Below are 19,479 nucleotides of genomic sequence, written 5' to 3'. Positions count from 1 at the left end.
CGCGCTACAGCAATTTCATGACCCCCATCGCGAGCAGACTCAGCACAACGCTGCTCGCGAACGGAATGAACCACTCGCGGCCGAACAGCCGGAAGCGGAAGTCACCGGGCAGCCTGCCCATACCGACCTTCTCGAGCCAGCGGCGCAGACCACTGAACAGGATCAGCGCGAGGAAAATGACCAGCAACCAGCGGATCACAACGTGTGCGTCCGGTCGCCCTGCGCGAAGCCGATCGCCGCGGTGTTGAACGCCGCGTCGCACCCGGTCGCGAAGCCGATCACCTTGAACAGCTCGCCCATCTCGTGCTCGGTCAGCAGCTTCTGCGTGTTCGCGATCGTCTTCACGTCTTCGCCCTGCAGCAGCTCCAGCACCCCGCAGTTCATCAGGAAGCGCGCCTGCGTCGTGTAGCCGAGCACGTCGAGGCCGGCGTTCTGCGCGGCCAGCGCGATGCCGGTGAAGTCGACATGCGCGCTGATGTCCTTTGCGCCGATGTCGGCGAGCGGGTCGGTGTCGGCGCGATGGGCGCGGTGGCACATCAGCGTGCCGGTGTCGCGCTGCGGGTGGTAGTACTCGGCTTCGGGAAAACCGTAGTCGATGAAGAACGCGGCGCCGCGGGTCAGGCGCTCGGCGAGCGTCGCGATGAAGGCCTCGGCCTGCGGGTGGATCTCGGTGACGTAGCCGGCCGCGAACGGGCCGTCGGTGGGCGGGGCAAGTGCGCTCGGCCGGTCGTCCCACGCGAAACCTGCGCCGGGGGCCTCGCGTGGTGCGACCACGCCGCGCTCGAGCCAGTGCGTGCCGTCGAAGCGCAGCAGCTGCACCGGCATCGCATCGAGCACCTCGTTGCCGACGATCACGCCGGCCATCGCGTCGGGCAGCGCATCGATCCAGCGCACCTTGTCGCCGAACCCCGCGAGCCGTTCGCGCTGGCGCTCGCGCAAGGTGCCCGAGAGGTCGACGATCGTGTAGCGCTCGAGCTGAGCGCCGAGCGCCTCGAGCAGCTGCGCCGCGAGCGCGCCCGAGCCAGCGCCGAACTCCCAGACCTCGCGCGTTGCGCTGGCCTGCAAGGCCTGCGCGAGCTGGCGCGCGAGCGCGCGGCCGAACAGCGGCGAGAGTTCGGGCGCGGTGACGAAATCGCTGCCCGACTGCGGCAGCATGCCGAACTTGCGGCCGTGGTTCGCGTAGTAGCCCAGGCCCGGCGCGTACAGCGCCAGCGCCATGAAGCGGTCGAACGGCAGCCAGCCGCCGTTGCGCTCGATCGCGGTGTGGATCAGCCGCGTGAGCGCGACGTGGGCCGCCGATACACTGGCGCCTTGTTGTTCATTCGCTTGCATGCCGCATTGTAGAAACGATGATCGCCACGCCTCGTCCTGTCGTGCTCGTCACCGGCGCCGCCCGGCGGCTCGGCCGCGCGATGGCGCTCGATCTGGCGCGGCATGGGTTCGATGTCGCGGTGCACTACCGCGGCTCGGCCGCCGATGCACAGGCCACCGTTGCCGAACTGCAGGCGCTGGGCGCGCGCGCGCACGCGTTCCAGGCCGATCTGGCGAGCGAGCCTGAATGCCGCGCGCTGGTGCCGGCCGTCGCGGCGCACTTCGAGCGGCTCGACGCGATCGTCAACAGCGCATCGACCTTCGAGTACGACGACCCGGGCAGCTTCAGCGTCGCGTCGATGGAGAAGCACTGGCGCGCGAACACGGCGCCGGCGGTGATCCTGGCGCAGGCGCTGCACGCGCATCTGGCCGGCGGCGGCGCGGAGCGGGCCGGAGGCAGCGGCTGCGTCGTCAACATCATCGACCAGAAGCTCTGGAACCCGAACCCCGACTACTTCTCGTACACCCTGTCGAAGGCCGCGCTGCAGAGCGCGACCGTGATGCTCGCGCAGGCGCTCGCGCCGCGCGTGCGAGTCTGCGGCGTCGCGCCGGGCGTCACACTGCTGTCGGGGCCGATGAATGCCGACGAGTTCGCCAGCGCGCACCAGATGACGCCGCTGCAGCGCTCGTCGACGCCCGACGACATCGCCCGCGCGGTGCGCTTCCTGATCGAGTCGCCGGCGATCACCGGCACGACGCTGCTGGTCGACGGCGGCCAGCACCTGGCCGCGCAGCCGCGCGACGTGCTGTACCTCGCGCAGCAACGCTGAGCCCCACCCGAGAATGCCGCCATGCAAAGCCTGCTCAGCCACCCCAGCCTGATGGATTGCCGGCGCCTGTTCCTGCGCGACTACGAGGTGTTCATCAACATCGGCGTGCACGCGATCGAGAAGACACGCGAGCAGCGTGTGCTGATCAATGTCGACCTGTACATCCCGCTGGCGCTGTCGACGCCGAAGGCCGACGAGCTCGACGAGGTCGTCGACTACGACTTCATGCGCCGCAGCATCGCGGCGCGCGTCGGCAAGGGCCACATCCAGCTGCAGGAGACGCTGGTCGACGACCTGCTCGCGACGATGCTCGCGCACCCGAAGGTGCGCGCCGCGCGCGTCTCGACCGAGAAGCCGGATGTCTATCCGGATTGCGTGTCGGTCGGCTGCGAGGTGTTCGGAATGAAGGAGAAGACATGAGCGCCGTATTGGAAAGCACGCTCGACAACATGCCGGCCGCGAAGGAGGCGAAGCCCTCGGTCGAGCTGACCAAGCTCGGCAAGCGCCTGCATCGCCAGGTCGGCCAGGCGATCGTCGACTTCAACATGATCGAGGCCGGCGACAAGGTGATGGTCTGCGTCTCCGGCGGCAAGGACAGCTACGCGCTGCTCGACATCCTGATCAAGCTGCGCGCACGGGCGCCGATCGACTTCGAGATCGTCGCGGTGAACCTCGACCAGAAGCAGCCAGGCTTCCCGGCGCATGTGCTGCCCGAGTACCTGAAGGGCCTCGGCGTGCCCTTCCACATCGAGGACCAGGACACCTACTCGATCGTCAAGCGCGTGATCCCCGAGGGCAAGACGATGTGCAGCCTGTGCTCGCGGCTGCGGCGCGGCATCCTGTACCGCGTCGCCGGCGAACTCGGCGCGACCAAGATTGCACTCGGTCACCACCGAGACGACATGTTGCAGACCTTGCTGATGAACATGTTCTTCGGCGCGAAGCTGAAGGGCATGCCGGCGAAGCTGGTCAGCGACGACGGCAGGAACGTCGTGATCCGCCCGCTTGCGTATGTCAACGAGGTCGACCTCGAGCGCTGGGCCGAGCACCGGTGCTTCCCGATCATCCCGTGCACGCTGTGCGGCAGCCAGGAGAACCTGCAGCGCGTGCAGACGAAGCAGATGCTGCGCGACTGGGAGCGGCGCTTTCCGGGCCGCATCGACAACATGTTCAACGCGATGGCGAACGTCGTGCCCTCGCACCTGCTGGACCGGAACCTGTATCCGTTCGCGACACTCCAAGCCACCGGCAAGGCCGATGCGATGGGCGACCGCGCCTTCGACGACGACGAGGGCTGCGCGAGCCCGGCGCCGACGGCCGGTATCCCGATCCGCGCCGCGCATCGAACCGCCGAGGAGTGACCGCCATGCTGAGAACGCTTTCTGCCGCCGCCCTCGCGCTGCTGCTCGGCGCGTGTGCCGCCTTCAACAACCTGAGCAACGAGGTCTCGACCTACGGCCCGTGGCCGGCCGATCGCAGGCCGGCGAGCTTCACGTTCGAGCGCCTGCCGTCGCAGCAGGCCCATCCCGAGCGCCAGCTGCAGCTCGAGACCGCGGCGCGCGGCGCGCTCGAAGGGGCAGGCTTTCGCGTCGCGCCGGATGCCGACAGCGCCGAGTACCTGATGCAGATCGGCGCGCGCGTGACCACGAACGACCCGTGGATCTACAACGATCCGCTGTTCTGGCGCGGTGGCTTCTACTACGGCCACTATGGCCGCTGGGGCCGCGGCTGGGGGCCGGGCTGGGGCTGGGGCGGCCCGCACTACGGCCCCTACTACGACTCGCAGACCTTCGAGCGCGAGGTCGCGCTGCTGATCCGCGACCGCAAGACCGGCCGGCTGCTGTACGAGGCCCGCGCACGCAACGCCGGTCCGTCGGCCTCGATCGACTACCTGATGCCGGCGATGTTCGAGGCGGCGCTGAAGGATTTTCCGAGCGTAGGCCCGAACCCGCGCAACGTCACGACGCAGATTTCGAAGCGCTGAGCGCTCGAGCCTGGGCCCGCGTTCACTCGGGGCGCGGCGCGCGCTCCGCCGAGGTGGCGATCGCGCGCAGGTCGTCTTCCCAGCCGGCGAGCTTCTGGGCCGCCAGGTTGCGCTGGTCGGCGCTGGTCGCGTTGTGCAGGTTCGCCGCGAACGCGCAGTTGAACTCGGTCAGGCGCGCCGCATAGCGGCGGTAGTTGTCGCGCGGCGAATGCTCGAGCCGCTCGACATAGCCCTGCAGCGCGGCCAACGCCTGCTCGCGGGTCGCGCCGTCGTTCGCGGTCTTGCCCAGGATGCGCAACGCGTCCTGCTGCCGCGCCCGGCGCTCGGCCAGCCACAGCTCGGGGTCGAACGGCGAGCGCGCCAGCGCATCGGCAATGCGCGTGCGCTGCGCATCGCTGAGCCGGCCATAGAGCGTCTCGGCGCGATCGACGACGCGCTTCAGCGCTCTCTCGGCGCGCTCGCGCGGGTCGGGCTGCAGGTAGTCGTTGCGGAACTCGGCGTTGAACTTCGCGTAGCGCTGGTCGAGGTAGCGGACCTGCTCGAGCGTGATCGTCGGCATCAGTTCGGCCGCCGCCGGCGCGACGCGATCGAAGGCCACGTGCATGCGCTTGACGATCTCGCCCTGCCACTCGCAGACGCGCGCCGGCGTGGTGTCCGACAGCACCTCGACCTTCGCCCGCGCGAGCTGCGCCGCATAGTCGGGCAGCTGCGTGCGCCGGTGCCACGCGAACCATTGGTCGATCGCGCTGCGCACGCGCGGCGTCTGGTCGCTGTCGAGGTCGACGTAGCGGTCGATCCACCAATAGACGAGGTCGGGCGCGGTGGCGTAGCCGATGCGCAGCGCGCTGCAGGCCCCGAGCAAGGCCACGGCGGCCCCGATAATCAGCGACCGGAAACCGAACGTTCGAAAGACTGACAACATGGCGCTCGATATCGTGATCATGGCCGCGGGCAAGGGCACCCGCATGAAGTCGGCCCTGCCGAAGGTGCTGCACAAGCTGGCCGGGCGCAGCCTATTGCAGCATGTTCTGCAGACCGCTGTCGATCTCGGGCCCGATGGCATCGTGGCGATCACCGGCCATGGCGCCGAACAGGTCGAGGCCGCGGTCGCCGCGCCGCACCTGCAATTCGTGCGCCAGATGCCGCAGCTCGGCACCGGGCACGCGGTGCAGCAGGCCGTGCCGAAGCTGCACGACGCGGGCACGACGCTGATCCTGAACGGCGATGTGCCGCTGATCGAAGGGGCCACCGCGCGTGCGCTGGTCGAGGCCTGCGCGGGCACGCGGCTGGCGCTGCTGACCGTCGAGCTGGCCGACCCGAGCGGCTACGGGCGCATCGTGCGCGGCGACCCGGCCGGGCGCCCGGCGCAGGAAGGCGGGCGCGTGCACGGCATCGTCGAGCACAAGGACGCGAACCCGGCCGAGCGCCTGATCCACGAGGTCTACACCGGCGCGATGGCCGCGCCGACCGCGGCGCTGAAGCGCTGGCTCGCGGCGCTGAAGAACGACAACGGCCAGGGCGAGTTCTACCTGACCGACGTGGTCGCGATGGCGGTCGCCGAGGGCATGCCGGTCGTCACCGAGAAAGCCGGCAGCGAGACCGAGGTGCTGGGCGTCAACAGCCCGGTGCAGCTGGCCGATCTCGAGCGCCGCTTCCAGCACCGCCAGGCGCTGGCGCTGATGGAGGCCGGCGTGCGCCTGGCCGACCCGGCACGCTTCGACCTGCGCGGCGCGCTGCGCTGCGGCAGCGATGTCGAGATCGACGTCAACTGCGTGTTCGACGGCGAGGTCGAGCTCGGCGATGGCGTGCGCATCGGCGCGAACTGCGTGATCCGCAATGCGACGGTCGCGGCGAACGCGGTGATCCACCCGTTCACGCACATCGACGGCGAGGCGCTCGGCGTGCGCGTCGGCGCCGGCTCGCTGGTCGGCCCGTTCGCGCGGCTGCGGCCGGGCGCGGTGCTGGGCGAAGAGGTCCACATCGGCAACTTCGTCGAGGTCAAGAACTCGACGCTCGCGAAGGGCGCGAAGGCGAACCACCTCGCGTACCTCGGCGACACGACGGTCGGCACGCGCGTGAACTACGGCGCCGGCAGCATCACCGCGAACTACGACGGTGCGAACAAGCACCGCACGCTGATCGGCGACGACGTGCATGTCGGCAGCAACTGCGTGCTGGTCGCGCCGGTCACGATCGGCGCTGGCGCGACGATCGGCGCCGGCTCGACGATCTCGAAGGACGCCCCGGCCGGGCAGTTGACGGTCGCGCGCGGCAAGCAGGTATCGCTCGCGGGCTGGAAGCGTCCGGTCAAGAAGAAGTAGGCGGCGTCAACGCTGCCGGCGTTCCTGCACCCAGGCTTCGAAGGCCTGCTGCGGCAACGGCGCGCTGATCAGCAGCCCCTGCAGCTCGTCGCACTCGTGCTCGGCCAGGAACGCGCGCTGCGCTTCGGTCTCGACACCCTCGGCGATCACCAGCAACCCGAGGCTGCGCCCCATCTGGATGATCGCGCGCGCGATCGCCGCCGAGTCGCGGTTCGCCGGCAGGTCGTGCACGAACGAACGGTCGATCTTGACCTTGTCGATCGGCAGCTCCTTCAGGTGGCCGAGCGACGAATAGCCGGTGCCGAAGTCGTCGACCGAGATCTGCAGCCCCATCGCCTTCAGGCGCATCAGGCGCCGCTTCACCTCGACCAGGTCGTCCATCAGCATGCGCTCGGTCAGCTCGAGTTCGAGCAGGCCGGCGCCGATGCCCTGCGGCGGCAGCACCGCCGCGACCGCATCGACGAAGCCGATCGAGTGGAACTGCACGCTCGACAGGTTCACCGCGACCGGCGCCACCGCCAACCCCATCTCGTGCCAGCGCAATGCGCAGCGCGCGGCCTCGGCGAGCACCCACTGGCCGATCGGCAGCATCAGCCGGCGCTGCTCGGCCAGCGGGATGAACGCGTCGGCCGAGAGCAGGCCGCGCTCCGGGTGGTTCCAGCGGATCAGCGCCTCGGCGCCGACCAGGCCGCCGTCGCGCGCGCGCACCTGCGGCTGGAAGTGCAGCTCGAACTCGCCGCGCTCCAGCGCCTGCGCGAGCTGGCCCTCCATCACCAGCTCGGCGTAGGCCGAGTTCGCCATGCCGCGATCGAAAAATTGATGGTTCGCACGGCCGCGCGCCTTCGCGCGGTACATCGCCGAATCGGCGTGCTTGACGAGCTCGTCGGGCGTGCTGGCGTCGTCCGGGTACAGCGCGATGCCGACCGACGGCGTCACCGACAGCGGCCGCCCCTCGGCATCGAGCGGCGCGCCGATGCCGACGAGCAGCTTCTGCGCGACCTCCTCGGCATCGGCGCGGTGCTGCCGGCCGCCCGAGAGCCCCGACAGCAGCACGACGAACTCGTCGCCGCCGAAGCGCGAGACCACGTCGGTTGCGCGCAGGCTCGCGGTGATGCGCACCGCGACCGTGCGCAGTAGCGTGTCGCCGACGAGGTGCCCGAGCGAGTCGTTGACGCGCTTGAAGTGATCGAGGTCGATGAACAGCAGCGCCAGGCGCGCCTGGTCGCCGCCGGGCGTGTGCGCCATCTGCTGCGCGAGGTGCGCCATGAACGCGACGCGGTTCGGCAGGCCGGTCAGCGCGTCGTGGTGCGCGAGGTGGTGGATGCGCGCCTGCGCCGCATGGCGGTCGCGGATGTCGCGCACGATCGTCATGCGCAACCGCTCGCCGTTGTGCAGCATCGTGCGCACGATGAACTCGACCGGGATGCGCTGGCCGTGCTTGTCGAGCACGACGCTCTCGTAGCCCGTCTCCTGCCCCGAGGCGATCACCGCGGCGACCTTGGCCACGTGATCGGGCGCGACGAACTCGAGCGTCTTGCGGCCGAGCAGCTCTTCGAGCGGGTAGCCGATCAGCTCGCACATCGGTGCGTTCGCGTCGGTGATCACGCCGTCGCGATGGAACACGATGCCTTCGGCGCTCGCCTGCATGAACTTGGCGAGCCGCTCTTCGGATTCACGCGCGGCCCGCTCGGCCACGCGGTGCGGGGTGATGTCGTGGATCAGCACGATGCAGCCGATCGGCGCAGCGGCCTGGCGCCCAGGGGCGTCGTCCAGGTGCGGCAGCAGGTGAAGTTGGAGCCAGCTTCGATCCGCGTCGGCCGCGCCGAGGACGCGCTCATAGACCACCGCGCCGCGCTGCGCCAGCATGCGCTCGACCTGCGGCTGGAGGTCATGCCCGGCCTCGGTGGCGCTCAGATCGGAGAAGGTCGAGCCGACGACCCTGGCCTCGTCGAGGCCGAAGGTCTGCGCGTAGGCGCGGTTCGCGAACTGGCAGCGCAGGTCGTGCGCGCCGTAGTACGCGATCCGCACCGGCAGCTTGTCGGCAAGCAGCCCGAACAGCGCCGCTTGCGCAAGCGGCGCCGGATCGGAATGCATGGGCAGGTGAGCGGCCATCGCACGACGACGCCGGCGGGGTGGCGCACCGGCCATCGCTGCGGATCATAGTCGCGCGCCCCGGCCGGGGCCGTGGAATTTACGCCCGGCCGGGCGCGGCGCCGGCGGTCTCGAGCGCCAGGCACAGGTCGTCCCAGGCGCGGGCCTTGTCCTCCGGGTTGCGCAGCAGGTACGCCGGGTGATAGGTCACGATCAGCGGCACGCCCTGGTACGTGTGGACGCGGCCGCGCAGGCGGCCGATCGGCTCGGTGCTGCGCAGCAGGCTGTGCACCGCGAACCGGCCCATCGCGACGATGATCTTCGGCTGCACCAGCTGCACCTGGCGAACCAGGAACGGCTCGCACTTCGCGAGCTCGTCGGGCTCCGGGTTGCGGTTGCCCGGCGGCCGGCACTTGATCGTGTTCGCGATGTAGACCTGCGCGGCCGGATCGGCCTCGCCGCGCGTCAGCCCGATCGCGCGCAGCATGTTGTCGAGCAGCTGGCCGGACTTGCCGACGAAAGGCTCGCCCTGCCGGTCTTCCTGTTCGCCCGGCGCCTCGCCGACGATCATCCAGTGCGCGCGCAGGTTGCCGACCCCGAACACCGTCTGGCGCCGCCCCTCGCAGAGCTTGCATGCAGTGCAAGCCGCCACAGCCTCGCGCAGCGCCGGCCACTCGAGCCCCGCCACCGGCGCCTTCGGTTCGGGCCGCGCAACGGGTGGCGTCACGACCACCAAGTCCTGCGGGGCGCCAGCCTCGCCCACCCCCCGCTCGGCGGGGGGCAGGGGGGAGTCAATGGACCCCCGCAGGGGGTCCGGTTGTGGTGCCAACCACAACCGAACCCCCATTTCGCGCAGCATCGCGCGCTGGCGATCATCCCAGCGCATCGGCTGCTCCCGCATCGAACTTCAGGCTCATCACGATCGCGTCTTCACGGCGCCCGAACGGCGCCGGGTAGTAGCCCTTGCGCACGCCGACCTGCGTGAAGCCGAGGCGCTCGTACATCGCGCGCGCCCGCGCGTTGCTCGCGCGCACCTCGAGCCAGAGCGCGCGCGCCTGCTGCGCGCGGCACAGCGCGGCCAGCGCGTCGATCAGCACGCGGGCGTGGCCGCGGCCCTGCACGGCGGGCGCGACCGTGATGTTGAGCAGGTGCATCTCGTCGACGCCGGCCATCGCGACGAAGTAGCCGAGCAGCTCGCCGCGTGCGTCGCGCAGCACGCGCGCCGCGTACCCGGCGGCGAGCGAATCGATGAAGTTGCCGCGGCTCCACGGGAACGCGTAGGCCGCGACCTCGATCGCCATCACCGCATCGACCAGCGCGACGGTCATCGGCAGCAACGCGGGCGCATCGTCGCGCCGCGCATCGCCCTTCCACAGCGCGCTCATGCCGACCCCTTCCCCGCGCGCGCCGCCGCGCGCTCGAGCGTCGTCTGCGCGACCTTGTCGCGCAGGTACAGCGGCAATGCGAGCGCTGCGTCGACGGCGCCGCCGGTCGCCCAGAGCGCCTGTGCCAGCGGCAGCATCGCGCGAGCGCGCGGCAGCGCCGCAGGGGCCAGGCGCGCGGCACCGGTCGCGAGGCGATCGCCGAACGCGCCGAGCGCGTTACCGGCGAGCAGCTCGGGCGCCCGCGCGCGCCACTGTTCGTTAAGCGCGTCGGGCGTCGTCAACCGAGGCGCGTCGAGCGTCGTCCAGCGCGCGTCGGCGAACGCATACTGGGCGGCGTAGACCTCGTCCATGCGCGCGTCCATCACGGCCCAGACGCGCAGGGCCTCCGGGTCGCCGGCGCGCGCATCCTCGGCGACTGCGAGCAGCGTGTCGATCGGCAGCACCGGCTTGTCGGCGCCGAGCGCCAGGCCCTGCGCGACCGCGCAGGCCGTGCGCAGGCCGGTGAACGCACCGGGGCCACGGCCGAACGCGATCGCGTCGAGATCGTGCAGCGTGATCGCGGCGCGCCCGAGCAGCGTGAAGATCGCCGGGATCAACGTCGCCGAGGCCTGCGCGCCGCCGGGCGCCTCGTGCTCGAACACCGCGCCGCGCACGCTCAGCGCGATGCTCAGGTGTTCGGTGGCGGTGTCGAACGCCAGCAGCGACGCGGTCATTCGGGCCGCCGCACGCGACGCGCGAAAAGCGCACGGTCGCAACCCGGCCGTGGGTGTTTCGGGGTCATTGGAAGAGTTTAGCCGCGCCGCTCGCATGCGATCATCGACGCATGCCCTTTCGCTCGCTGCCTCGCGTGCTCTGCGCGCTGGCGCTGCTGCTTTCGTCGGCCACCGCCTGCGCCGCGCCGGACGCCCTGCCCGCCTCCGTCGCGAGTGCGCTCGATCGCGCGAAAGTGCCGCGCGACGCGGTCGTCGCGATGGTCCAGGAGGTTGGCGGCGCGGCCGCGCCGCGCCTGAGCTGGCAAGCCGAGCAGGCCGTGAACCCGGCCTCGCTGATGAAGCTGCTGACGACGTTCGCCGCGCTCGATCTGCTCGGCCCCGCATGGACCTGGTCGACGCCGGTCTGGCTGCAGGGCAGCCTGCGCGACGGCGTGCTCGACGGCAACCTCGTGATCAAGGGCGCAGGCGACCCGAAACTCGTGCTCGAACGCATGTGGCTGCTGCTGCGGCGCGTGCAGCAGCTCGGCGTGCGCGAGATCCGCGGCGACATCGTGCTCGACCGCGCCGGTTTCAACGGCCCCGAGCCCAGCCCCGGCGAGTTCGACGGCGAGGCGCTGCGCCCCTACAACGTGCGCGCCGACGCGCTGCTGCTGAACTACAAGGCGCTGGTGTTCACGATCACGCCGGATGCGGCGCGCGGCGTCGCGACGATCGCCGCCGACCCGCCGCTCGCCGGCGTGCGCGCCGACGCGAGCGTGCCGCTGACGAACGGCGCCTGCGGCGACTGGCGTGCCGCGCTGCGCGCCGATTTCCGCGATCCGCTGCGGCTGCGCTTCAGCGGCGGTTTTGCGGCGGCGTGCGGCGAGAGGGTCTGGGCCACCGCGTACGCCGACCCCGACCGCTACAACGCGCGCGCGCTGCTCGGCCTGTGGAAAGAGCTCGGCGGGCGCATCGGCGGCGGCGTGCGCGAGGGCACCGCGCCCGCGACAGCGCCGAGCTTCGAGTCGGCCTCGCCGCCGCTCGCCGAGGTGGTCCGCGACATCAACAAGTACAGCAACAACGTGATGGCGCAGCAGCTGTTCCTGACGCTCGGCCTGACGCAGCGCGGCGCCGGTACGCCGGAGGCCGCGCGCGCGGTGCTGCAGCAGTGGAGCCAGGAGCAGCTCGGCGCGGCGGCCGCGTCGCTGGTGATCGACAACGGCTCGGGGTTGTCGCGCGAATCGCGCGTCAGTGCCGAGCTGCTGACGCGCCTGCTGCTGGCCGCCTGGGCCAGCCCGGTGATGCCCGAGCTGATGAGCTCGCTGCCGGTCAGCGGCGTCGACGGCACCTTGAAGCGAGCGGCCGCGACGCAGGTCCGCGCGCACCTGAAGACCGGCTCGCTGCGCGATGTCGCCGGCATCGCCGGCTACGTGCTCGCGGTCTCGGGCCGGCGCTACGCGGTCGTCGCGATCGCGAACCACCCGAACGCGAACGCCGCCCGGCCCGCGTTCGACGCGCTCGTGCAATGGACGGCGAACGACGCGCCGAACGCCATCGAAACACCCCCGAACTGATTCAACCCGACGCCACCATGACCCTGACCGACACCCTCGGCTACGCCGCTGCCGCCCTCACCACCGCATCGTTCATGCCGCAGGCCTGGCTGACCTTTCGCACGCGCGACGTGAGCGGCATCTCGCTCGCGATGTACAGCGCGTTCACGTTCGGCATCGCGTTGTGGCTGGTGTACGGCGCGCTGCTGCAGGCCTGGCCGATCGTGATCGCCAACGCGGTGACGCTGGCGCTCGCGGCCGCCATCCTGACGATGAAGCTGCGCTTGATGGACCAGCCGCCGCGCGAACACCAGTCGTAGCGGCACCGCGGCCGCGCGGCAACGTTCAGAACGGGTTGTTCTGCGCGCGCGTCGTCGCCAGCGAACCGAGGCTGGACTGACCGCCGGCGGCGACATGGCGACTGTCGGCCCAGAGCCAGTTCGAATTGATCGCATCGGCGACCAGCGTGTTGGTCGTGCACTTCGGCAGCGCGACCGAGCACGCGGGCAGCGTGGTGTTGGCGAAGGTCACGCTGCTCGCCCCCGATCTCGTGGCCGTGTCGACCGCCTTCAGGTATTCGTCGAGCTGGATCAGGCCGATCTTGTGGCCGTCGTTCAGCAGGTTCGCCAGCAGCGCGTCATTGAACTTGGTCGACAGCCGGCTCAGCAACGCCGGGTTGCCGTCGGTCGAGCCGGCCGAGCGGTCGCCGGCGAACGGCGTCAGCCCCATGTCGGGGATCGTCACGATCAGCACCTTCGCGCCGTAGCCGGCGAGGCGGTTGACCTGCGCTGCCAGGGCCGCGCCGGCGGCGCTGAGGTTCGCGCTCAGCTGGTCTTCACCGATCGCCGGGTACTGCTGGAACTGCGCGACGACGTCGTTGGCGCCGGCGAGCACGGTGACGAGGTCACCGCCGGCAAAGCCGCCGTTGCTCAGGTGCAGGTCGATCTGGTCCGAGATGTCGGCGACCGTTGCACCGTTCGTCGCATAAATGCGGCTCACCGGATCGGCAACGCCGCCGGGGCACTGCGGAAACACCAGCCCATAGACGGCCGCGACCGACTGGATCCACAGCGGGTTGCTGCCGCAGTCGACTTGCGTGGAGCTACCCGAGACCAGTGCGTTGACGGTGTACTTGCTGCCATCGGCGTTGATGACGCTCATCTCGTCGCCGAATGCAATCACGCGGCTGGCATGGAAGGTCGCGACCTGCTCGCCGCCCCCGCAGGAGGCCAGCAACGCCGCCCCCGCCAGCATGCCGGCGCGCAGCACGGCGCGGGCCTTTACGTTCATCGTCAACTTCATTCGGGCTCCAGAAAAATTCGGCGGGATCAGCGGGGATAAACCAGGGCAGCCAGGGCGGGTCACGCAGCCGCAGCGCGCGTCAGGCGATCCCGCACGCCGTCCCACTCGGGCTCCGGCGGCGGCTCTTCGACCCAGATGAGCTGCACGCCCTCGGCATCGAGCTCGCGCAGCACCGAGAACAACTCGTGCGCTGCCTGCGCCGGATGCGAAGGCATGCGCCGGTGCCGCACGCCGCGAGCGGCGGCGGGCAGCACGCCGCGCGAATATACCGCCAGCCTCAATGGCTGCTCGCCGATGACTTGCAAAGCCGTGTGAAGCATCGCCGTCGGCATCAATCGCAGCCTGGCATTCGGGGCGTAGTGCGCGGCGAGCGTGCCGGGGGCGCGGGGCGCGCGGGCATCGGGCGCTGCGAGCGGCTCGCCGGCCACCGCCTCGAGGCGCGCGCGCGTCAGCACGCCGGGGCGCAACAGCACCGGATGGCCGCGCGAGCAGTCGACGATGCCGGATTCGATGCCGAGCTCGGCGTCGCCGCCATCGAGCACCGTGAGGGTCCCGCCGAACTCGTCGACCACATGCGCGGCGCGTGTCGGGCTGATGCGGCCGAAGCGATTCGCGCTCGGCGCGGCCACGCCCGGCACGCCGCGCGCAAGCGCCGCCGCGAGCAAGGCACGCGCGACCGGGTGCGACGGGCAGCGCAGCCCGATGCTGTTCTGGTGCCCGGCCGCGGCGGCGGCCATCGACGGCACGCGCGGCAGGATCAGGGTCAGCGGCCCGGGCCAGAACGCGTCGATCAGGCGCTGTGCGAACGCCGGCACCGCAGCGGCGAAGTGCGCGGCCTGCGCGGGCTCGGCGACGTGGACGATCAGCGGGTGGTTCTCGGGGCGGCCCTTCGCGCGGAAGATCTTCAGCACGGCCGCGGCGTCGTCGGCGCGCGCGCCGAGGCCATAGACCGTCTCGGTCGGGAACGCGACCAGCTCGCCGGCGGCCAGCTGGTCGGCCGCGTGCGCGAGCGCGGCGCTGTCGAGCCCGTCGAGAATCGTCACCAGCCGTCGAGCCCCAGCAGCGCGGCGGCCTCGCGCGCCACCGCGCCAGCCTGCGCGGCGCTCGCGGCGGTCACGGTCAGGTGACCCATCTTGCGACCCGGCCGCGCATCCGCCTTGCCATACAGGTGCAGGTGCACGCCGGGCAGCGCGAGCACCGCGCGCCAGTCGGGGCCGCCGTCGCGCTCTTCGCCGTCGGCGTCGAACCAGAGTTCGCCGAGCAGGTTCAGCATCACGCAGGGCGAATGCAGTCGAGGCGCCACCAGCGGCGCGCCGGTCATCGTGCGCACCTGCAGTTCGAACTGCGAGACATCGCAGGCGTCGATGCTGTAGTGACCGGAGTTGTGCGGCCGCGGCGCCATCTCGTTGGCGACCAGCGAGCCGTCGCGCAGCACGAAGAACTCGACGCACAGCACGCCGACATAGCCGAGCTCGGTGGCGATGCGGCGCGCGCTCTCGACCGCGCGCTGCTGCAGCTCGGCCGGCACGTCGGGCGCAGGCACCTGCGTGACCGCGAGGACGCCGTCGCGGTGCAGGTTCTGCTGCACCGGCAGGTTCACAACCGCACCGTCGGCGCCGCGCGCGACGATCACGCTGATCTCGTGCGCCAGCGGCAGCATCTTCTCGAGCACGCAGGCGACGCTGCCGAGCGCGGCCCAGCCCGACGCCAGTTCGGCGCGGCTCTCGACCCGCACCTGGCCCTTGCCGTCGTAGCCGAGGCGCGCGGTCTTCAGGATGCCCGGCAGCAACTCGCCGCGCACCGCGACCAGCTGCCCGACCGCCTCGAGCACCGCATGCGGCGCACAGGCGACGCCGCTGCGCGCGAAGTGCGCCTTCTCGGCCGCGCGGTCCTGGCAGATCGCGACCGCGGCGGCGCCCGGCGCGACCGGCCGCTGCGCGGCCAGCAGGGCCAGCGAGCGCGCCGGCACGTTCTCGAATTCGGTCGTGACGGCCGCGCTCAGCTCGGCGAGCTGCGCCAGGCCCGCCTCGTCGAGGTAGGGTGTGCGGACATGGTGGTGCGCGACGAGACCGGCCGGGCTCGCCGGATCGGCGTCGAGCACCGCGGTCGCGTAGCCCATGCGCTGCGCCGCGTGCACGAACATGCGCGCAAGCTGGCCGCCGCCCATGACACCGAGGGTCGCCCCCGGAGCGATGAATGGGTCCGAGCCAAGCGGACGCCGCGGAGCCGGCTTCGCCGGGCCGCTGGCGGCGCCCCCTTGAGGGGGTGCGCCGAAGGCGCTGCGGGGGTGGTTCACTTCAGCTCGGCCGTCATCGCGCGCGCGGCTTCGGTCTGGCGCGCGCGATAGGCATCGAGGCGGGCGCGCAGCGCCGGGTCTTCGTTGGCCAGCATCGCGACCGCGAACAGCGCCGCATTCGCCGCGCCCGCGACGCCGATCGCGAAGGTCGCGACCGGGATGCCCTTGGGCATCTGCACGATCGAATGCAGCGAATCCACGCCCTGCAGGTGGCGGCTCGCGACCGGCACGCCGAGCACCGGCACGGTCGTCTTCGCCGCGAGCATGCCCGGCAGGTGGGCCGCGCCGCCGGCGCCGGCGATGATCGCCTTCAGGCCGCGCGTGGCGGCCGCTTCGGCGTACGCGAACATCTCGTCCGGCATGCGATGGGCCGAGACGACGCGCGCTTCGTGGGGGATGCCGAACTCGGCGAGAATCTCGGTGGCTGCGCGCAGGGTGTCCCAGTCGCTGCTGGAACCCATCACCACGCCGACCACCACGGGGGCGCTGCTCAAGGCTCGCTCCAGGTGCTGATGAACTTGAATTGTAGGCGGCGTGCTGCCATCTCCCTGCTCGCCCACCCCGCCGCCCGGAAGCCCCGACCATGCAAGACATTTCACTGCAGAACTTCGAAACCGACCTGATCACCGCATCGATGCAGCAGCCTGTGCTGCTCGACATCTGGGCGCCGTGGTGCGGCCCGTGCAAGGCGCTCGGCCCGCTGCTCGAGAAGCTCGAGACCGCCTATGAAGGCCGCTTCGCGCTTGCCAAGCTCAACTCCGACGACCAGCCCGAGATCGCCGGCCAGCTGTCGCAGATGTTCGGCGTGCGCAGCATCCCGTTCTGCGTGCTGTTCAAGGGCGGGCAGCCGATCGACGGTTTCGTCGGTGCGCTGCCCGAGGCGCAGGTGCGCGCCTTCCTCGACAAGCACGTGCCGAGCAGCGAAGCGCTCGCCGCTGAAGAGGAAGTCGAGGCGGCTCAGGCACTGCTGGCCGACGGCAACACCGACAGCGCCCTCGAGCGGCTGCAGGAGGCCGTCGCGGTGAACCCGGGCAACGACGCGGCCCGCTACGACTACCTGCGCGCGCTGCTCGGGGCCGGGCGCATCGACGAGGCACGCCGCGCCTACGAGCCGGTCGCGTCGAAGATGCTGCTCGACCCGCGGCTCGCGGCCGCCGGCCATTGGCTGGCCGCCTGCGAACAGAGCGCAAAGGCGCGCACGCCGGAGCAACTCGCCGCCGCGATCGCGGCCGACCGGCGCGACTTCGACGCGCGCTTCGAGCTCGCCCAAGGGCATTTCGCGGCGCAGCGTTTCACGCAGGCGCTCGACGAGCTGCTCGAGATCCTGATGCGCGACAAGGGCTGGCGCGACGAGCTGGCGCGCAAGACCTTCGTCGCGATCCTCGAGTTGATGGCGAAGCCTGCGCCGACCAAGGCCGAGGCCGCCGCGACGCCGAAGGGCAAGCTCGAGCTGGCCAGCCAGGCGGTGGTGGCGCCGGCCGACCCGGTCGTCGACGGCTATCGCCGCAAGCTGAGCATGACGCTGTTCTGAGCGTCCGCGGCCGCGGTCGTCAGACGCCGATGTCGAGCCGTTGCAGCGCCTCGACCAGCCGCGACTGATCGAGCGCATGCCCGACCCACGCCTGCGCCGCGAGCTCACGCTGGCGCGCTGCGGCGTCGGCCTCACCGAGCACCGCGTAGACCTGCGCGAGCCGGCTGTGGCCGGGCGCGCGGTCGCAGTGCGAGCCGGGCAGCGCCAGGCAGGCGGCCGCGGCACCGGCATCGCCGCGCGCGCCCGGCAGCTGACCGGCGCGCCAGCGGCACCACGCGCGATCCGCGAACAGCATGCCCTCGACCTCGCGCATGCCCTGGTCGAGCGCCTCGGCCAGGTGTGCATCGAACAGCGCCAGCGCTTCATCGGTCCGGCCCAGCACGGTGTAGGCCTGGGCACGCAGGATCGGCTGCAACGCGCGCAGGCTGCGCACGCCGAGCAGCGCATCGAAGTGGCCGGTCGACTCGACACTGAGTCGCGCCTGCGCGTCGACCGGCAGGCCGGCGGCCTCGCGTTGGCGTGCGGCCGCGACGTGCAGCGACGCGATGTTCCAGAGCATCGCGCTGAGCGTCGCGGCGTCGCCCTCGGTCGTGGCATGGTGGTGCGCCTGGTCGTACCACGGCCGTGCGAGGTCATAGCGGCCGCCTTCGTGATACGCCTGCGCGACGACGAGCTTGGCGCGCGCCAGCGCCGCATGATGATCGGGCCGCGCCAGCGATATCGCCTCGCCGACGCGACGCGCCAGCGCCGCCGCATCGAGGCGCAGGTATTCGAAATGCGCGAGCCAAGCGGCACTGAGAGCCTGCAAGGGCTTCAGGCCGGCCGCGGTGCTCAGGGCATGAGCACGCGCCAGCTTGTCGCGCGCGCCGGGCGCCAGGTTGTCGTAGTGGCCGATCAGGCCGTCGGCGAGATGAACCCACGCGCTGAGCGCCGGCTGCGGGTTCGAACCGTAGCGCTGGCGCAGCGCAGCGAGCTCGCGCGTGGCCTCGTCGATGTCGCCGAGACGTGCCAGGTAGGCCGCGCGTTCGCAGCGCAGGCAATCGGCGGCAAGTGCATGGGGAGCGCCCCTGATGTCGGATTCGAGTCGACTCAGGAGGCGCGACTTCATGTGGTCAGGCGTTCGAGCGCTTCGCGATAGCGGCCCGCGGTCTGCTCGATGACCGCAGCCGGCAACGCCGGCGCCGGCGCGCGCTTGTTCCAGGGCTGACCGTCGATGCGGACCTGCTCGAGCCAGTCGCGCACGAACTGCTTGTCGTAGCTGGGCGGGTTGCTGCCTTCGACGTAGGCTTCGACCGGCCAGAAGCGCGAGGAGTCGGGCGTCAGCACCTCGTCCATCAAGGTCAGGGTGCCGTCGGCGTCGAGGCCGAACTCGAACTTGGTGTCGGCGATGATGATGCCCTTCGTCAGCGCGAACGCCGCCGCAGTGGTGTAGAGCTTGATCGCGGTGTCGCGCACCTGCCGCGCGAGATCGGGGCCGACGATGCCGCTCATGCGGGCGAAGTCGATGTTCTCGTCGTGGTCGCCCATCTCGGCCTTCGTGGCCGGCGTGAAGATCGGCTCGGCGAGCTTCGACGCATTCTTCAGCCCCTCGGGCAGCGGCACGCCGCAGACCGATCGCGTCTGCTGGTACTCGTTCCAGCCGCTGCCCGCCAGGTAGCCGCGCACCACCGCTTCGACCGGCAGCGGCTTCAGCCGCTTCACCAGCATCGAGCGGCCCCGCACCTGCTCGCGCTCGTCGGACGCGACGACGCTCAGCGGGTCGTCGCCGGTCAGGTGGTTGGGCACGATGCCTTCGAGCTGCGCGAACCAGAACATCGCCATGCCGGTCAGCAGCGCGCCCTTGCCGGGGATCGGTTCGCCCATCACGACGTCGAACGCGCTGAGCCGGTCGGTCGCGACCATCAGCATGCGATCGGTACCGACCGCGTAGTTGTCGCGCACCTTGCCGCGCGCCAGCAGCGGCAGCGAGTGCAGGTTGCTCGAAAGCAGCGAGGGCGTGGCGGGCAGCGTCGGGGTCATGGCGGTTCGTGCCGCGAGGCACGCCTGGTCGGGTTGGGCGGGAGGCGCAAATTGTAGGGAGCCGCGCCGAGCGCCAAGACCAGGCCCGGCGATCATGCGTGATGCGACATTGCTTTCAATCCGTTTCACCTCGGTTTGACGATTGTTTGCAGTCGGCCCAAAAA

The 19,479-nt window shown here is 71.0% G+C and carries 21 protein-coding genes; 8 read left to right on the top strand and 13 right to left on the bottom strand.

Features of this window, described 5'->3' with window-relative positions; translation table 11 throughout:
• Positions 1-4: 4 nt before the first annotated feature.
• Together AC1DTW_RS04765 and AC1DTW_RS04760 are read right to left on the bottom strand one after the other, a co-directional pair.
• Positions 5-199, bottom strand: a complete 195-nt coding sequence (locus tag AC1DTW_RS04765) for a DUF2905 domain-containing protein (RefSeq protein WP_477979640.1) — start codon at positions 197-199, stop codon at positions 5-7.
• On the bottom strand, positions 196-1,332 hold the full coding sequence (locus AC1DTW_RS04760; RefSeq protein ID WP_477979638.1) for a class I SAM-dependent methyltransferase: 1,137 nt from the start codon (positions 1,330-1,332) through the stop codon (positions 196-198). Before AC1DTW_RS04760 ends, AC1DTW_RS04765 begins: the two co-directional genes overlap by 4 nt.
• A gap of 17 nt (positions 1,333-1,349) precedes the next feature.
• Here AC1DTW_RS04760 and AC1DTW_RS04755 point away from each other — a divergent pair, with 17 nt between their 5' ends.
• The 4 genes from AC1DTW_RS04755 to AC1DTW_RS04740 are packed head-to-tail and all read left to right on the top strand — an operon-like array spanning position 1,350 to position 4,125.
• The gene (locus tag AC1DTW_RS04755) at positions 1,350-2,141 is read left to right on the top strand and encodes an SDR family oxidoreductase (protein ID WP_477979636.1); all 792 of its coding nucleotides are present in this window, start codon (positions 1,350-1,352) and stop codon (positions 2,139-2,141) included.
• A 21-nt stretch (positions 2,142-2,162) separates the two neighbouring features.
• Positions 2,163-2,561 carry a dihydroneopterin aldolase gene (locus tag AC1DTW_RS04750; RefSeq protein ID WP_477979634.1) on the top strand — a complete coding sequence of 133 codons (399 nt, stop codon included), beginning with the start codon at positions 2,163-2,165 and terminating at the stop codon, positions 2,559-2,561.
• 29 nt (positions 2,562-2,590) lie between these two features.
• A complete protein-coding gene (gene ttcA, locus AC1DTW_RS04745) occupies positions 2,591-3,502 on the top strand; it encodes a tRNA 2-thiocytidine(32) synthetase TtcA (RefSeq protein WP_477979827.1) in 912 nt (303 codons plus the stop codon).
• A gap of 5 nt (positions 3,503-3,507) precedes the next feature.
• Positions 3,508-4,125, top strand: coding sequence for a DUF4136 domain-containing protein (locus AC1DTW_RS04740; RefSeq protein ID WP_477979632.1), 618 nt, complete (start codon positions 3,508-3,510; stop codon positions 4,123-4,125).
• A gap of 22 nt (positions 4,126-4,147) precedes the next feature.
• Here AC1DTW_RS04740 and AC1DTW_RS04735 read toward each other — a convergent pair whose 3' ends face one another.
• A complete protein-coding gene (locus AC1DTW_RS04735) occupies positions 4,148-4,993 on the bottom strand; it encodes a DUF6279 family lipoprotein (RefSeq protein ID WP_477979630.1) in 846 nt (281 codons plus the stop codon).
• A 52-nt stretch (positions 4,994-5,045) separates the two neighbouring features.
• On the opposite strand from AC1DTW_RS04735, the gene glmU reads away from it, so the two are divergent.
• Positions 5,046-6,446, top strand: coding sequence for a bifunctional UDP-N-acetylglucosamine diphosphorylase/glucosamine-1-phosphate N-acetyltransferase GlmU (gene glmU / locus AC1DTW_RS04730; protein ID WP_477979628.1), 1,401 nt, complete (start codon positions 5,046-5,048; stop codon positions 6,444-6,446).
• Between the two features lie 6 nt (positions 6,447-6,452).
• Here glmU and AC1DTW_RS04725 read toward each other — a convergent pair whose 3' ends face one another.
• From AC1DTW_RS04725 to tsaB, 4 genes are all read right to left on the bottom strand, one after another.
• Complete coding sequence (locus AC1DTW_RS04725) at positions 6,453-8,540, bottom strand: putative bifunctional diguanylate cyclase/phosphodiesterase (RefSeq protein ID WP_477979626.1); 2,088 nt, start codon at positions 8,538-8,540, stop codon at positions 6,453-6,455.
• 97 nt (positions 8,541-8,637) lie between these two features.
• Positions 8,638-9,264 carry a uracil-DNA glycosylase gene (locus tag AC1DTW_RS04720; RefSeq protein WP_477979624.1) on the bottom strand — a complete coding sequence of 209 codons (627 nt, stop codon included), beginning with the start codon at positions 9,262-9,264 and terminating at the stop codon, positions 8,638-8,640.
• A 145-nt stretch (positions 9,265-9,409) separates the two neighbouring features.
• On the bottom strand, positions 9,410-9,922 hold the full coding sequence (rimI, locus tag AC1DTW_RS04715) for a ribosomal protein S18-alanine N-acetyltransferase (protein ID WP_477979622.1): 513 nt from the start codon (positions 9,920-9,922) through the stop codon (positions 9,410-9,412).
• Complete coding sequence (gene tsaB / locus AC1DTW_RS04710; protein WP_477979620.1) at positions 9,919-10,635, bottom strand: tRNA (adenosine(37)-N6)-threonylcarbamoyltransferase complex dimerization subunit type 1 TsaB; 717 nt, start codon at positions 10,633-10,635, stop codon at positions 9,919-9,921. Before tsaB ends, rimI begins: the two co-directional genes overlap by 4 nt.
• Positions 10,636-10,745: 110 nt before the next feature.
• Between tsaB and dacB the strand changes: the two genes are divergently transcribed.
• Complete coding sequence (dacB, locus tag AC1DTW_RS04705) at positions 10,746-12,188, top strand: D-alanyl-D-alanine carboxypeptidase/D-alanyl-D-alanine endopeptidase (protein WP_477979618.1); 1,443 nt, start codon at positions 10,746-10,748, stop codon at positions 12,186-12,188.
• Positions 12,189-12,205: 17 nt separating this feature from the next.
• Entirely contained in the window at positions 12,206-12,487 is a 282-nt protein-coding gene (locus AC1DTW_RS04700; protein ID WP_477979616.1) for a SemiSWEET transporter, read from the top strand.
• A 25-nt stretch (positions 12,488-12,512) separates the two neighbouring features.
• On the opposite strand, the gene AC1DTW_RS04695 is transcribed toward AC1DTW_RS04700, so the two are convergent.
• From AC1DTW_RS04695 to purE, 4 genes are all read right to left on the bottom strand, one after another.
• Entirely contained in the window at positions 12,513-13,457 is a 945-nt protein-coding gene (locus AC1DTW_RS04695) for an SGNH/GDSL hydrolase family protein (RefSeq protein ID WP_477979615.1), read from the bottom strand.
• Positions 13,458-13,528: 71 nt separating this feature from the next.
• The gene (locus tag AC1DTW_RS04690; RefSeq protein ID WP_477979613.1) at positions 13,529-14,512 is read right to left on the bottom strand and encodes an L-threonylcarbamoyladenylate synthase; all 984 of its coding nucleotides are present in this window, start codon (positions 14,510-14,512) and stop codon (positions 13,529-13,531) included.
• Complete coding sequence (locus AC1DTW_RS04685) at positions 14,509-15,636, bottom strand: 5-(carboxyamino)imidazole ribonucleotide synthase (protein ID WP_477979611.1); 1,128 nt, start codon at positions 15,634-15,636, stop codon at positions 14,509-14,511. The genes AC1DTW_RS04690 and AC1DTW_RS04685 overlap by 4 nt, the downstream gene beginning before the upstream one ends.
• Before the next feature lie 125 nt (positions 15,637-15,761).
• Entirely contained in the window at positions 15,762-16,226 is a 465-nt protein-coding gene (purE, locus tag AC1DTW_RS04680; protein WP_477979825.1) for a 5-(carboxyamino)imidazole ribonucleotide mutase, read from the bottom strand.
• Positions 16,227-16,348: 122 nt separating this feature from the next.
• Between purE and AC1DTW_RS04675 the strand changes: the two genes are divergently transcribed.
• Positions 16,349-17,296, top strand: a complete 948-nt coding sequence (locus AC1DTW_RS04675; RefSeq protein ID WP_477979609.1) for a tetratricopeptide repeat protein — start codon at positions 16,349-16,351, stop codon at positions 17,294-17,296.
• Positions 17,297-17,315: 19 nt separating this feature from the next.
• Here the strand turns inward: AC1DTW_RS04675 and AC1DTW_RS04670 are convergent, their stop codons facing one another.
• Together AC1DTW_RS04670 and AC1DTW_RS04665 are read right to left on the bottom strand one after the other, a co-directional pair.
• A complete protein-coding gene (locus AC1DTW_RS04670; protein ID WP_477979607.1) occupies positions 17,316-18,404 on the bottom strand; it encodes a hypothetical protein in 1,089 nt (362 codons plus the stop codon).
• Positions 18,401-19,315 (bottom strand): phosphoribosylaminoimidazolesuccinocarboxamide synthase, encoded by a 915-nt coding sequence (locus AC1DTW_RS04665; protein WP_477979605.1) that lies wholly within the window; start codon positions 19,313-19,315, stop codon positions 18,401-18,403. The genes AC1DTW_RS04670 and AC1DTW_RS04665 overlap by 4 nt, the downstream gene beginning before the upstream one ends.
• Positions 19,316-19,479 lie beyond the last annotated feature (164 nt).

The organism is Rhizobacter sp. P5_A1 (assembly GCF_056400745.1).
Note: the sequence above shows the minus strand (reverse complement) of the source record. Positions and strands in the feature narration are given on the sequence as shown.

What these genes read in the sequence shown, in the direction of transcription:
- AC1DTW_RS04695 (WP_477979615.1), bottom strand. Translation starts at nt 13,457, where the DNA reads ATGAACGTAAAGGCCCGCGCCGTGCTGCGCGCCGGCATGCTGGCGGGG.
- ttcA (WP_477979827.1), top strand. Translation starts at nt 2,591, where the DNA reads ATGCCGGCCGCGAAGGAGGCGAAGCCCTCGGTCGAGCTGACCAAGCTC.
- AC1DTW_RS04670 (WP_477979607.1), bottom strand. Translation starts at nt 18,404, where the DNA reads ATGAAGTCGCGCCTCCTGAGTCGACTCGAATCCGACATCAGGGGCGCT.
- AC1DTW_RS04665 (WP_477979605.1), bottom strand. Translation starts at nt 19,315, where the DNA reads ATGACCCCGACGCTGCCCGCCACGCCCTCGCTGCTTTCGAGCAACCTG.
- purE (WP_477979825.1), bottom strand. Translation starts at nt 16,226, where the DNA reads ATGGGTTCCAGCAGCGACTGGGACACCCTGCGCGCAGCCACCGAGATT.
- AC1DTW_RS04755 (WP_477979636.1), top strand. Translation starts at nt 1,350, where the DNA reads ATGATCGCCACGCCTCGTCCTGTCGTGCTCGTCACCGGCGCCGCCCGG.
- AC1DTW_RS04675 (WP_477979609.1), top strand. Translation starts at nt 16,349, where the DNA reads ATGCAAGACATTTCACTGCAGAACTTCGAAACCGACCTGATCACCGCA.
- AC1DTW_RS04700 (WP_477979616.1), top strand. Translation starts at nt 12,206, where the DNA reads ATGACCCTGACCGACACCCTCGGCTACGCCGCTGCCGCCCTCACCACC.
- AC1DTW_RS04725 (WP_477979626.1), bottom strand. Translation starts at nt 8,540, where the DNA reads ATGCATTCCGATCCGGCGCCGCTTGCGCAAGCGGCGCTGTTCGGGCTG.
- tsaB (WP_477979620.1), bottom strand. Translation starts at nt 10,635, where the DNA reads ATGACCGCGTCGCTGCTGGCGTTCGACACCGCCACCGAACACCTGAGC.
- glmU (WP_477979628.1), top strand. Translation starts at nt 5,046, where the DNA reads ATGGCGCTCGATATCGTGATCATGGCCGCGGGCAAGGGCACCCGCATG.
- AC1DTW_RS04750 (WP_477979634.1), top strand. Translation starts at nt 2,163, where the DNA reads ATGCAAAGCCTGCTCAGCCACCCCAGCCTGATGGATTGCCGGCGCCTG.
- AC1DTW_RS04760 (WP_477979638.1), bottom strand. Translation starts at nt 1,332, where the DNA reads ATGCAAGCGAATGAACAACAAGGCGCCAGTGTATCGGCGGCCCACGTC.
- AC1DTW_RS04685 (WP_477979611.1), bottom strand. Translation starts at nt 15,636, where the DNA reads ATGGGCGGCGGCCAGCTTGCGCGCATGTTCGTGCACGCGGCGCAGCGC.
- dacB (WP_477979618.1), top strand. Translation starts at nt 10,746, where the DNA reads ATGCCCTTTCGCTCGCTGCCTCGCGTGCTCTGCGCGCTGGCGCTGCTG.
- rimI (WP_477979622.1), bottom strand. Translation starts at nt 9,922, where the DNA reads ATGAGCGCGCTGTGGAAGGGCGATGCGCGGCGCGACGATGCGCCCGCG.
- AC1DTW_RS04740 (WP_477979632.1), top strand. Translation starts at nt 3,508, where the DNA reads ATGCTGAGAACGCTTTCTGCCGCCGCCCTCGCGCTGCTGCTCGGCGCG.